Annotated in this window: 14 protein-coding genes; 8 read left to right on the top strand and 6 right to left on the bottom strand. The window is 39.4% G+C overall.

Annotation, left to right across the window (positions count from 1 at the left end; all coding sequences use genetic code 11):
- The 8 genes from E7303_RS08565 (at position 1) to E7303_RS08530 (ending at position 8,624) form a co-directional block, all read left to right on the top strand.
- Entirely contained in the window at positions 1 to 735 is a 735-nt protein-coding gene (locus tag E7303_RS08565; RefSeq protein ID WP_292144804.1) for a PP2C family protein-serine/threonine phosphatase, read from the top strand.
- Between the two features lie 18 nt (positions 736 to 753).
- Positions 754 to 2,424, top strand: a complete 1,671-nt coding sequence (locus E7303_RS08560; protein ID WP_292144803.1) for a protein kinase domain-containing protein — start codon at positions 754 to 756, stop codon at positions 2,422 to 2,424.
- An 18-nt stretch (positions 2,425 to 2,442) separates the two neighbouring features.
- On the top strand, positions 2,443 to 3,555 hold the full coding sequence (locus tag E7303_RS08555) for a hypothetical protein (protein WP_292144802.1): 1,113 nt from the start codon (positions 2,443 to 2,445) through the stop codon (positions 3,553 to 3,555).
- Between the two features lie 257 nt (positions 3,556 to 3,812).
- Entirely contained in the window at positions 3,813 to 5,270 is a 1,458-nt protein-coding gene (locus E7303_RS08550) for a protein kinase domain-containing protein (protein ID WP_292144801.1), read from the top strand.
- A 27-nt stretch (positions 5,271 to 5,297) separates the two neighbouring features.
- Positions 5,298 to 6,137 carry a hypothetical protein gene (locus tag E7303_RS08545; RefSeq protein WP_292144800.1) on the top strand — a complete coding sequence of 280 codons (840 nt, stop codon included), beginning with the start codon at positions 5,298 to 5,300 and terminating at the stop codon, positions 6,135 to 6,137.
- Positions 6,138 to 6,177: 40 nt separating this feature from the next.
- Positions 6,178 to 7,320, top strand: coding sequence for a DNA translocase FtsK (locus tag E7303_RS08540; protein WP_292144799.1), 1,143 nt, complete (start codon positions 6,178 to 6,180; stop codon positions 7,318 to 7,320).
- A 24-nt stretch (positions 7,321 to 7,344) separates the two neighbouring features.
- Complete coding sequence (locus tag E7303_RS08535) at positions 7,345 to 7,545, top strand: hypothetical protein (protein ID WP_292144797.1); 201 nt, start codon at positions 7,345 to 7,347, stop codon at positions 7,543 to 7,545.
- A 14-nt stretch (positions 7,546 to 7,559) separates the two neighbouring features.
- A complete protein-coding gene (locus E7303_RS08530; protein WP_292144796.1) occupies positions 7,560 to 8,624 on the top strand; it encodes a hypothetical protein in 1,065 nt (354 codons plus the stop codon).
- Positions 8,625 to 8,681: 57 nt separating this feature from the next.
- On the opposite strand, the gene hxsA3 is transcribed toward E7303_RS08530, so the two are convergent.
- From hxsA3 to istA, 6 genes are all read right to left on the bottom strand, one after another.
- A complete protein-coding gene (hxsA3, locus tag E7303_RS08525; RefSeq protein ID WP_292144795.1) occupies positions 8,682 to 9,377 on the bottom strand; it encodes a His-Xaa-Ser repeat protein HxsA3 in 696 nt (231 codons plus the stop codon).
- Positions 9,374 to 9,964 (bottom strand): hypothetical protein, encoded by a 591-nt coding sequence (locus E7303_RS08520; RefSeq protein ID WP_292144794.1) that lies wholly within the window; start codon positions 9,962 to 9,964, stop codon positions 9,374 to 9,376. The genes hxsA3 and E7303_RS08520 overlap by 4 nt, the downstream gene beginning before the upstream one ends.
- Before the next feature lie 121 nt (positions 9,965 to 10,085).
- Positions 10,086 to 10,529: a hypothetical protein gene (locus E7303_RS08515; RefSeq protein WP_292144793.1), complete on the bottom strand. Its 444-nt coding sequence runs from the start codon at positions 10,527 to 10,529 to the stop codon at positions 10,086 to 10,088.
- Entirely contained in the window at positions 10,517 to 10,993 is a 477-nt protein-coding gene (locus E7303_RS08510; RefSeq protein ID WP_292144791.1) for a hypothetical protein, read from the bottom strand. The genes E7303_RS08515 and E7303_RS08510 overlap by 13 nt, the downstream gene beginning before the upstream one ends.
- Positions 10,990 to 11,772 (bottom strand): IS21-like element helper ATPase IstB, encoded by a 783-nt coding sequence (gene istB / locus E7303_RS08505; RefSeq protein ID WP_292144790.1) that lies wholly within the window; start codon positions 11,770 to 11,772, stop codon positions 10,990 to 10,992. Before istB ends, E7303_RS08510 begins: the two co-directional genes overlap by 4 nt.
- A complete protein-coding gene (istA, locus tag E7303_RS08500; RefSeq protein ID WP_292144789.1) occupies positions 11,765 to 13,279 on the bottom strand; it encodes an IS21 family transposase in 1,515 nt (504 codons plus the stop codon). The genes istB and istA overlap by 8 nt, the downstream gene beginning before the upstream one ends.
- Positions 13,280 to 13,433 lie beyond the last annotated feature (154 nt).

The following is a 13,433-nucleotide window of genomic DNA, read 5'->3' as shown; positions in this document are numbered from 1 at the left end:
ATGCAGGTTTCAGTTGGCGTTAGCATTGGCATTGGTAAGAATCAGTGCGATGATACAGCCTTGGTTGGTCAGGAAGTCATCAATAATCAATCATATTCTTTTGAGACAGATGGTTACGTTAGTGTTGCCGTTGCTGATGGCGTTGGTGGTAACAAAGGGGGTAAAGAAGCCAGTTTGTTTGTCACTGATGCATTGAGTAAGCTACAGTTTGCCAACGAGACCGAGCTGAGGAACAAAATAGTTGACTTGAATAATGAACTCATTCAGTACGCTAGTGGTGTTTCAGAAAAAGAGAAAATGGCAACTACATTAACATATGTTGGCTTTTGTGGAGAAGAATCATATTTGGTGCATATAGGGAATACCAGACTGTATGCGGCCAGAGGGGCATACCTTAAACAGATTACAGAGGACCACACGACATATCAATGGCTATTAAGTACCGGACAAACTGAAGCAGCTGAGTCATGCAATAAAAATGAAATAACAGCCTGCTTAGGAGGGGGAAATGCAGATTTGGCTGATAAATTAGTTGTCCAAAGGATCTTTGAGGAAAATAAACCGAAGTGCGTATTGATAACAAGTGATGGAGTTCATGAATTTGTGGAAACAGATAATCTAGAAGATGAACTACAAAAGAATACAGACGATTTATCTAAAGTAGCAAGCATTATAAGAATTGCTGAAGAGAATGGCTCCACAGATGACAAAACGGTGATGATAATCAGGTTTTAATATTTGGGGTAATTCATTATGGGAAATGAGACATCTATCAACTCTAGTGTTATAGATAATAGAACTTCAATTAATCGATTGGCGGATAATAACGGCACACAGATAAATTCTGCTATAGAAAATGCAAATGTGATTGCTTCCGGTGTGATGTTGTGTGGAGAATACTGCGTAAAGTCAAAGCTTGACACACAGACTGGTGAAGCGGATCTGTTTTTGTGCGAAAAAGACGGGGAGCATTATGTGGCTAAAGTGTATCGCAGAAAAGTGGCGGTAAAAGCCGAAATAATCAATAAGCTTATTAAAATGGATTCTCCGTATGTATCCAGAGTATTTGCTACTGGTGATTTTAACGGGTATCCGGTGGAAATACTCCCCTATTATAAGTATGGAAGCCTACAGAATAAAAAGTTTTCATATATGGAACTCAAGAAACATATTATTCCGAGCCTTAACGAAGGATTAAATGTATTGCATTCTGCTGGAATTATTCATAAGGACCTAAAGCCATCAAATATCATGCTTAATGATAATCAGATTGATGTGGCTATTATAGATTTTGGAATTAGCTCAGTAAGAGATGCTTCCAATACAGTTGTTGTAACTAGCACAGGAATGACTCCGGAGTATTCTGCTCCTGAAACATTTAGGAGTCTGTTTTTAAATGAATCTGATTATTATTCTCTGGGAATAACAATTTATGAGCTTTTCTGTGGTCGAACGCCATATAGGGGCATGACTGCGGAAGAGATAGAAAAGTATGTGGCAATTCAAAACATACCTTATCCTGAAGAAATGCCGGATGATTTGAAAAATCTAATCTCGGCGCTGACCTACAATGATATTACCAATAGAAAGAATAAGTCTAACCCAAACAGAAGATGGGGCTACGATGAGGTAAAGAAGTGGTGTGGTGGAGAAAAGTTAACTATTCCAGGTGAAGGAATAGGAAATGTTAAGGGAAGCATGCCACCTTACACATTTATGGGAACTGCATATACCGACAAAAAGGCATTAGCTAAGGCTTTGGGAACAAACTGGAATGAAGGCAAAAAACAGTTGTTTAGAGGTATACTTTCTGGCTTCTTTAAGGCTGTTGATCCTGAAATGGCTGGAATATGCATGGATGCAGAAGAAGCAGTGGACAAAGGAAAGGATGATGATGTTGAGTTTTTTAAAGTAATCTATGCAATGGATAGCTCTTTGGAAGAGTTTATTTGGAAGGGAAAATCATTTGCTTCGTTAGAGGATTTTGGCAAGGGGATATTGAATTCTTTATGGATGAAACAGAATTTAGACAGCTTTCTAAGTGATGTACTTTCCTATAAGGTTATGTCTCTTTATTGTGATAGTGTAAACGCAAGTGAAAACATAAAGGTTAACGTAAAGAAACTTGAAGACACTTTTGCCGATTCTAATAAGAGTTTACGAGATAGAACGAGGTTGTATTACTTAGTGGCTTATATGCTTTCAGGAACACGTATATTCCATTACAAAAATGAGGACTTTAAGGGCATTGAGGAAATTACAGCGTATATGGGGGCACTGGTTAGGGAATCCTATGAAGAATTTAGAGTTATGTGTTATGACTTAATGAATGGTGATGGTGAGCTGGATGTTCAGTTTGAAAGCTGGTTAATTAGTATGGGAAAGAATCAAGAAATTCGTCAATGGAAGGCGAGTTTATCATAATACATACGGGTGATTGATATGGCGAGAAGAAGGAGAAGCTCTAGTGGTGGAGGGCTAATTGGTGGAATTCTAATATTGGCTTTCCTTGGAATGATTGCATCCGCGCTACCATACATCATTGCTATTGGTGCAATTGTTTTGGGCGTTTGGTTCATTGCATGGATTATAAAGAAAATATCAAACTCAGATAGCAGACAACCTAGGATTAGTGCGGTTCCGAGACAGGCTATCGCTGTGCAGAATACAGTCACAAGCGGTATGCCGAATAACAGCACTCAGATGCCTGTCGGAGGAGTAAGCGACTCATTAGTCTGCAAAGAAGTAAGACGCCAGATCCTTGAAGTATTTGATAAGAGGCATAATTATGTTTTGCAGATTTCAGAGTGTGATAAGGAGTTCAATGAACGTAATAAATTTTGGAATAAGAATAAACCAATGAATATTGCAGCTAGAGCTCAAATAGCTGAAGACAGGATGACTGCGGAAAGCAGGCTTAATTCCTCTGTTTTTACATTCAACGAGGAAACAACACCTGCTTTTGAACAACTAAAGCGTTCTTTCCAGGAGTTGTCAAAAACAAGTGCAAAAAAATATGACAGTTCTCCGGATTTTAGCAGACTTATGACCTCATTTAAGAATGTGGGGGATATCAGGTACATTAGATTTGATGTTGAGCCTATCTGCATAGAGTATAATGGGAATCTTTTTTGTTACACACCACATTATATTGCGCATTTTAAGGATAATGGAAGCTTTGTTAATGTTTATAGAACATCATTACTTACGGCTTCAATCACTCAGGGAAGCTGGCAGGAGCAGATACCGCATACGACATATCTTCATACTAGAAAAGATGGGCAACGTGATATGAGGTATAGCTATAATCCTGTACAAACCTACTATACAACACGCACGCATACTGTTTCAGGCATGCTTGGAATCGGAATGCTGGGGCTGTCATTGAAATACGAGGTTAACAGTCACATTAGAGATGATGTTATTACAGCTGTAAGAGCGTATGCTTCGACTGAGACAGCAAACAGTTTTGACCCGATTTTCCATGTGCTTCGATTACTTGATACATGTAACCCAAATGATGCAAATGTAATAGCTATTCGAAACGTTATTTAAGCATATAGAGTATGGAATCCACCGTAGTTAATCCTAACACGAATCAAAATACAATTGTGAATGCCGATGTACAGAATCATTTCGTGGAACCTTCTTCTAGACGTGCTGGAACAACAGCAGTAAACAGCGAAATGATTAGCGGTATGGCTTTGCCATCGGGTAGTGTGCTACTTCAAGAATATCAGATAATCTCTAGACTAAATACAAGCTCTGGAGAGGCAGATCTTTACTTGTGTAAAAGTAAAAATGGACCATGCATGGCGAAAGTTTACAAGAGAAAGCTTGCGGTAAGAAAAGATATTGAGAGTAAATTGCAGAGGATATCATCGCCGTATGTGGCCAATGTTGTTGCTGCCGGAGAACACGGGGGATATCCTGTAGAGATAATTCCGGTATATAGACATGGGTCGTTAAAAGGAAGACGCTTTAAATATGAGGAACTGAAGAATACCATAATCCCATGTCTTAATGAGGCACTCTTTGCTATTCATCAAGAGGGTATTATCCATAAGGATATCAAGCCTTCAAATATTATGCTCAATGACAATATGAGGGATGTCTCTGTAATAGATTTTGGGATAAGCTCGGTGACAGATGAGGGAGTCACTGTAGTTGTTACAAATACTTCTATGACTCCAGAGTATTCTGCTCCCGAAACTTTTAGGGGGCTTTTTTTGTCAGAATCAGATTATTATTCATTGGGGATAACACTATATGAACTGTATTGCGGACATACTCCGTTTGAAGGAATGAGTGGAGATGACATTGAGCAATGTATAACAGTAAAGAGACTTCCATATCCTGCAGATATGCCAAATGATTTGGTAGAGCTTATTTCGGCCCTGACATATTATGACATAACAAATAGGAAGAACAAAGATAATCCAAATAGAAGATGGGGTTATGAGGAAGTAAAAAAATGGTGCAATGGCATCAAGCAAATATGTCCAGGTGAGGGGATAGGAACATCCCCCAAAGGGATACTTGCGTATAAATTTAATGGACAACAGTATACGGATAAAACTTCTCTTGTAGATGCACTTGCTTGTAATTGGGATAAAGGAAAAAAAGAATTATTTCGTGGAATCCTTTCTTCTTATTACGAGTCAACATTGCCTGATTTTGCTGAAATTTGTAAACAAGCAGAGGCGTCGGTAGAGCAGGGAGAGGATGAAGATCTGGTCTTTTTTAACGCCATATATCAATTGGACGATAGTTGCGAATTGATATACTGGAAAGGCAGAAAATATCAATCAATTGATGATATTGGTAAAGAATTATTATTTTCTCTTAGGTTTATGAACGGAGCATTTTGCGAGGAAATAACGGATCTTCTTAGAAATAAAGTGCTTTCACGGTATTGTTCTAACATTGGCGTTGACTCGAACGACATTTTGACAAGACTTGATGAAATAGAGAATACAATAATAGCTAATGAAGAGGACGCTGAAATCCAGAATAGACTTCTTTATTCTGTGGCATATTTGTTATCGGGTGCGAAAGATTTTGTTTGTGATGACCAGACTTTTAACACTATTGACCAATTAGCTGGATATATGTGCAGGCTGATAGATAGTTCTTATGATAATTATCGGGAGTTTTGCGACAGGTTGATGAATTCACGAGGGGTACTTGATCCCCAATTTGATTGCTGGCTTATAAGTATTGGTAAGCAAAAAGAGACCAAGATGTGGAAGAATAGATTCCAGCATTGATGCCTTTTTAGGAATGAAAGGTTATGTATGACTAATACAGACTTGGTAAACAGAAGATTTGATGGACAGGACACAATAGGCCATTTTCAATTATATGAGATTGATAGGCGTATTAAAGATAAACTAAGGCACATTGACGAGGAGAATAAAAAACAGAAGAATCTGAGCGTCGTAGGTAGTATTGCATCATTTATCAAACATAGGATAAGCGAGAAACGGATTGAGTCAGAGCAGGATGATTTATCAAATTCAATTAGTATCGCAGATACTAATACGGTAGCATATCAGCGGCTTCGAACAGCTATTGCTGAGGTGCGTGACAGAGCCGATTTGATAGGTGATGAAGACCAAAGAGTAATGCTATTACCCGGACAACCACAGATTGGAGATATGAAATTTTTCAGATTTGAAGTACCGACGCTTAATCTTTCAATTAATGGGGAGAATATGCTTATATCGCCACATTATATTTTTAGATTTGATAATGGTGGAAAATACAAATGTACTTATAGTCCTTTGGCAATAGCGGCTTCTTTGGTTACATATTCGAGAAAAAGTAAAAAAGATATCTCTAGAGCATTGCAGCGAAGTCTGTTGAGAAGAGAAAAAGGAACGAGTGGTATTACGGATAAAGATCTGATTGATAATGTGCTTAAACTAGAAATTGCCGAAGTATCATTGTTTTTTGCGGCAGATGTTGATCGCTTACGGAAAATTGAAGAAGTTGTTAGTGCTTATTCTGAGACAGAGGTTGTGGAGGAGTTCGATCCAGCATTCCATATTATGGGACTTTTAAAGAGATGTGATCTCGAGAGTAAAAATGTAAAACGATTAGAAGCACTAGTAAATAAGCATAAAACTGAATAATAAGGTGATGCAAACCGGAACATTATTTAGGAGAGACACGATGGGAGCCATGGTAAATAATTATAATCAATTGGATTATCATAATTCAAAAAATGATTTTACCGACTTTGAATATGTGCAAGCAATGAAAGACGAGCTTATCAGTATTTTACATGCGTTCAAGGTCAGTGGAAAAATAGTGGACATCCATATGACACCATTTGCTGTTATGTTTGATGTGAACCCTGAGTCGGGAGAAAGTATTAAAACATATAGAAAGCTAAGAATAGACTTAGAAGTGCATATGGCGTCTCCTGTTGAGATTGTCTCGCTTGAGGAAAAGGCTGGAATTATTGGGATTATTATTAAAAGGTGGACGAGACCACTTATTGGTTTGAGGGATATTATGGAATCTCAAGAGTTTCAGCAGTGCGATTACGCAATTCCCATTGCTGCAGGAATGGATGTGCTGGGGAAACCATTTGTATTTGATCTTACGAAGGCGCCACATCTACTTGTGGCAGGAACAACTGGTTCAGGGAAAAGCGTTTTTTTAAATGCCATTATTATGAGTATTATACTTAATAAGACTCCGGAAGAAGTGGAACTAATTATGGTTGATCCTAAAAGGGTAGAACTTGGAGCATATAATGGCATTCCGCATTTGATACAGCCAGTAATCTATGATAATCGAGAAACGCTTAACTCTTTGAGATGGCTAGATTCTGAAATGATGCGACGATATAATCTTTTTTCTTCGTTGGGCGTGAAGACCATAAGTGACTATAACAATGCGGCAGAGCCAGAAGAAAGACTTTCTAGGATAGTAATGATAATAGATGAGTACATGGAGTTGATGTACTATGCACCACAAGAACTTGAGGAACTGGTGAAGAGGATATCCCGTTTGGCTAGATCTGCGGGGGTGCATCTGATTATGTCGACACAGCGACCTAGTAAAAATGTTATCACGCCGGAAATCAAAGCCAATATCCCATGTAGGGCTTCATTTACAGTAGTGGATTGGAGAGAATCTAAAACGATTTTGGACAGAACTGGTGCAGAAAGATTATTGGGGAGCGGAGATATGCTATTCTCGGAAGCGGCTTCGTCAATACCTGTGCATGCTCAGTCTGCATATGTTAGTTATAAAGAAATAGATAGAGTTATCGAGAGTATCGGGAATAAGAAGTCACTAGCATAGAAAATAGAGAAAGGGTGTGGTGAGATGAAATTTGGAATGAGAACACCAAGTCTGAAAAAGTCAATAAAAGCTCGTACCACAGGAAGAGCAAAGAGAGCTGTTAAAAAGGCGCTTATACCGGGGTATGGCAGAAAGGGCATGGGATGGCTTCGTAACCCTAAGAAGGCTGCCTATAATAAGATTTATAACAAAACGACTTTTAGCATATTTGACCTGTTTAAGTGAATTGGAGGCCATTTATGGCAGGACGAAGTAACAATAGTGGTAGTTGCTTAGGGGTAATTGTGTTTTTATGCATAGTGGCCATAGTAGTTAAGATAATTCCTTACCTCTTGGCTGCGGTTGTAATTATTCTTGTGATATATGGACTTGTGCAGCTCTATTACCACATCAATATAAACACAGACGGAAAAAGCAAAACAATTATTACAGCTTCAAAATCTATTATATACAATGACTACCCACATGAAGATTTTATATGTTCCGAAGTGAACAGGCAGATTCAGGCTGTTCTGGATAGCAGGCTAAAAAGCGGTATTAATCTGGTAAAAAACAAGATGGGACTTTTGTGGTTAAAGCTTCCGTGGAACAATGATAAAGACAGCGCTAATGATAAGAAAAAAAGGTTGGAAGATGAGCAAGAATTGCTGAGAGGATGCTACAATTCATCGATATATTGCTTTAGAGATGAGGCTACCACGGGTTTCTTGGCGCTGAAAAAAGATTTGAACGAATTAAAGAGCGAGAATGCAACAATTATAGATTATAGTCCCAGACCGGCAAAAATCATAAAAGATTATAAGGTCAAAGGGGATATGAAATATTTTAGATTCGCTGTGGATCCGATTTGCTTACAGCTGGGGAGGGATGTTTTTTTGGTTATTCCGTATTATGTGCTGAGATTTAGAAAAAACGGCGCATATGTTACAGCCTATAAGAGTTCAGCTATAAGAGCTGATATCTGTGAGGGATTCTACAATGAACGCATCAGACATGTGGAATGGTATGGGAAAAATTCTCAGAGAACATTTTTTACAACAGAGAAGAGGACTGTTCATGATATGCTTCAGCTAGGCATTGCAGAATACCATGTTCAGTACATGTTGCCAAATTTAGTTAAAAACACAATTATTCATGATGTTGACGAGTATACTTATATGACACCGACAGAGTCAATTGATCCAATTTATCATTTAGTCCGCCTGTTGTCAGAATGTGATGATAGTACAAGCACAAAGAGTTTGCAAAAAATCACCAGCTTGATTCCAATTAATGACAACTTTGGAGAACGAACAGGCTGTTGAGCTGTATGTGAATATGAAAAAAGGGTGCTGCCCAATCATGGCAACACCCTGCTTCATTTAATTGATTTTTGTATATCCGATTCGGCCCTCAGCCTTGCCTACATCTTTGTAGTGAATATAGTAGCTCTTTAAATCAGTTCCATAAGCTTTCACAAGGTCTGCATAATTGGCTTTATAAATATCGACATTAAATTCGGAGCATCCCTGACGGCCTTCCGCCATACCAAAGTCTTTAAAGTGCTTCAATAAAGCGTCAGCACTGTCACCTACATTAGCAACTACATCAGCATTATTAGTTGCGTAATATGTGGCGTTGAAAATGCAATCCCATCCTGAAGTTGAAGGATATGCTTCAAGAGCAGATAGTACTGTCGATGCTGCGGTACCTGTTGAAGTTGCATTATTGGTGGTTGAAGCGGCCGCTGACGTAGTTGTTGTAGTGCCAGCACTAGAGCTATGTCCGCCACCAGAACTTGAAGAATGGGACTGATGGGACTGGTGAGAAACATGTGATGAGTGACTGCCGGAAGAGTGACCACCGCTTCCCGATCTGTGCGAACTATGTGATCTGTGTGATGAATGTGACCGGTGTCCAGCAAATACCTCCATTGAATAAAGCATACTAAGCAATATTACCAAGGAGCCAACTGCTATAACCTTGTTTCTGGTGATATTACCTTCCTCATCAAAAAGGTAGTTTTCAATGCTCTTTCCTATCTTGGGGAATTTTGGATTATCGTTCTCGTTCTTCATTCAATCCACCTCTTAAGAATACAAACGTTTTCCGGTTGCTTGTTGATAACGTTAAACAAGTAATCCAGTATTCCTGAATATACCTTGCATCTATTGTTGCTTCCCCTGGCATACAAATCATTATCAACTGCGTAATTGATTACCGGGCATACTCCGCAATATGGTTGATACACACAATCACAGCAACCAGGAATCGCTTCGAGGCAACTTGCTGCGCATACAGTCTTGCATACACCGGAATCAATCAAATTATTATAATCACAAGAAAAAACGTCTCCCAGCTTAAATGCTGAATCCCCCATTTCTGCAACCATTCTGCCCTCGTCGCATGTATAGATGTTTCCATCATAATATATCGCAATCTGACCAATAGTTGCTCCGCAAGGAGATCTTAATTCCATGTAATTATTTGAATAGCCTTGAAGGATCTTTGTAAGCAGTATATTCGCATGTCCTTCACTGAATAATATACCATCTACGTTCAGATTAATGATATAATCCAACGATTCTTTATAAAAACTTAAGAACTCGTCTGCCGTATAGCCAATTTCGCTCCAGTGCTCATTGGCATAGCTGTTGATTGTCAAGTAAAATTGACCCACTTTTACACTTAAATCTGACCCACCCTTGGATCCGCCAATGCGATTTTAGGGGCGGGTCAGTTTTGTTTATAAATCTCGATTTTTACACTGTGAATTGACCCACCTTTTAATGAGTTACCAGTGTGTATCCAGCATCGGTAAGTGCTGTTTTGTCTATGATCATTGTTTTGTTTAGCGTATCCATGACGACATATCTGCTAAGTTCCAGTAGCCTGTCTCCGATAAGCTCTTTCACGAGTTTCTCCATAGCTTCAGCCTTAGGAGCATTCTGTTCTGTCTTTTTCTCGTATACATGCTGTGGTCTAACTGGAGAGCATAGTTCATCCATCGACATAAATAAATTCTCATCCGCCTGGTTACATTGCTCTACACTGAATCTGTCAGTAGCTTCGTCATATCCCAGGTGATCAACATTTTTCATTCTGGCCAAAGTTGACCATGGATACTTTATCCCAAATGTCTCACGGAGCTTTTTATACAAGGCATCTTTTCCGCCATTGTTGTATATACCTGCAAGCTCTGGAAGATTTTTATCTTTTATTTTAACCATGACAGTTCTCCTTCCGGCAGCTTGCCCATTTCCGCTTCAGCCCATTCATCAAACGCCTTGGACAGAGCACGACCTTCTTCCATCAGAGTTTCAGCCTCCTCAACGAGATTATGTCTCTTGAGGATTTTTTCATATACATCTGTTTTGTAAAGCAGTTCATCGAGACGCTTTTTCAGGCTTTTAATTGTGTCTTCGCCTCTCAGTTCGGCAAGATATTCTTCCTTTTCCTCATCGCTCAGTGTGCTCAGAGTATCACGGATATCCTGTTCTTCTCTGTATACGTCAAGGAAATCAATGTAGTTTCCATGACCATCTTCAGCATTACATGTATTCTCATGAACACCGTTACCAGCTGCAACCCATTCATGAAGAGCGTTTCTTTCAGTTTCATTCATCTGTGTTGTTTTTTCATATGTATTCAGCTCATCCTGCAGGAATCGCTGCCTATCGCTTGTTAAGTTCATTTTTCTGTACCTTTCTGTTTTTTAACACTTATTTTTGACACTTTGACACGGTAACTGTCTCCCGTTATACTAAGCACATGGCAGTGATGCAGCAGGCGGTCAAGTATTGCAGTTGCCGCAAGCTGTCCGGTAAATACTTCATCCCATCTGCCCATTGGGAGATTAGTGGTGATAATGAGAGAGCTTTTTTCGTATCGTTGTCGGATGATCTGGAAAAACAGGCTCTCTCTTTCTTTGTCCATTTTTATGTATGAAAGCTCATCTATGATCAGAAGTTCAATACGGTTCAGTTTATCAAGCATCTGCTGTAGATTCCCGGCAAGCATCTCGTCATAAAGCCTGTCGACAAGTTCTTTTGCATTAACAAAAAGGACTTTTCTTCCTTTTCTGCAGGCATTACGACCTATCCCTGTAGCAATCATGCTCTTACCAACTCCGGGTGGTCCTATGATTATGATATTCTCATGGTTATCCAGGAATGTAAGTCTTCCGAGTTCATCAATCTTATCCTTATCAAGAGACGGATTAAAGCTGTAATCAATGTCCTCAAGAGAAGATGAACTATCAAAACCTGCTTTAACAAGAAGCTTCTCTGTCCTACGGCTTGTCTTTCCACTATCTTCAAGTTCCAATAGTCTTAAAAGAAAATCCATATATCCAAGTGATTCCTGCTCTGCTTCTTGAATGATGTCTCTGTATTGGGTGCGCATATCTACGAGCTTAAACTGCTTCATCTTTGCTTCTATGTATGCGCTTTTGTGTTCTGTGTCATTAAGCATTCAGGACCTCCTTCGCATAGTTCTCATAGTAGCTGCAGTTTCTTGTAAGTTCAGAAGAAGGCGCTGAATCGATTATCAGGGTTGTGGATTTGGCATTGTTATCCTTTGGGATTTTTCGTTCTCCTGAGTTGTACTCACGGAGCATCTTCTTAAATGACTTGATATCCATCTTCCCTTCATCAACAGCTATACCGATAAATCTGTCCAGAGTATCATCATCGTAGAGATCCTGCAATTCCATTATTCTTCTGGCATGGAATGTAGGCTGGTCAAACTTACGACCGGCTGCTTCAAGATAACGTGCACCATTACTGAAGCGATTAGTGAAATCTCGCCTTATCTGCGGAACAGAAGTTGAGACCTTCTTTGCTATAGACTCATAATGATCAGGATTAGTGCGGATCTCATGTTTGCCGTAAGATATTTCCTGATGCTCTATGAAATGTCCCTGCGAGTCATACAGCATGATCCTGAATCCATAATTCAGCCTGTAGAAAAGCGTTTTTCCAACATATCTGACGTGAACACTATATTTATTACCGCCGATACTGAGATAACTGTCAGGGCTGACTTTCCTCTTAAGCTTGCTGTTTGCATAGTAGTGTTCCTTGGGGAGAGGTTGTAATAGAGCCTTTTCTTCCAACAGGTAATGCTGGTTTGGAATCCTTTTGGTGGTGGAATGTTTCTTATCGCACCACTCATTTATAAAAGCCTTTCCCCTGGAATTCAGATCCTCCATACTTGCAAAAGTGTTGCCTTTTATGAACTGTTCTTCGATATAGTTGAATGGCCTCTCAATTTTTCCTTTTTTACGCGGCCAGTAACATGGGCATGCGTTTAGTTCAACGCCTAGATGCAGAGCCATGGCCAATGCATGAGGATTGTACTTTATTTCTTCCTCTGACTTTGGATTGTTTTTTATAACAAATGCTTTGGGATTATCGATAAGAAGCTCCAGCGTCACTCCTCCCAGGTCATCAAACAATTCCTGTACAGCTTCGTAAATAGCATCAGCATCTTCTCGTAAAGAAAAACATATCGCCTTCTTTCTTGATGCTGCCAGTATCATGGAAAAGCAGTATACTGTCATGTATCTGTTTGCTATAAGCACCTGATACTCACTCCAATCAAACTGAGCCTGGTCACCCGGAGGGCTTTCATGCCTTGTCGTTGCCTTGCTGCTGATACTGTCGCCGACATCTTCATCCACTCTTCTTAAAAAGTAGTAGACAGGTCCTATGCTGCCTTTGTAGCCACGTTTCTGTAATTCATTGAATATCCTGGTGCCATTGAAGTTAAATGGGTCACATCTCCAGGTGATGATCTGCTCTTTGAACGGATCAATCTTGGAGCTGTATTCTGTTCGGTTATAGACAGGAGGTTCTGTCTTTTCCAATAGACGTCTGACCGTATTTCTGGCTATCCCAAGAATAGAAGCCGTAGCTCTTTTGGAGCCAGTCTGTTTGTACACCTTGTGTACTGCCGCCCAGTCTTCCAATTCTTTCACCTCTTTTCCTCCTTCCATATGTTTTTACATACGGAAAGAATTCTATAAAACCTCAAAGAGGTGGGTCAATTCTAAGTATTAAATTTTCAAGGTACAGTGTATTATCGAAATGGTTTATACTGACTGCTCACCATCTGGGGTGGGTCAGTTTTAA

Origin of the sequence: Butyrivibrio sp., from assembly GCF_015056685.1 — a bacterium.
Taxonomy (GTDB): domain Bacteria; phylum Bacillota; class Clostridia; order Lachnospirales; family Lachnospiraceae; genus Butyrivibrio.
Note: the sequence above shows the minus strand (reverse complement) of the source record. Positions and strands in the feature narration are given on the sequence as shown.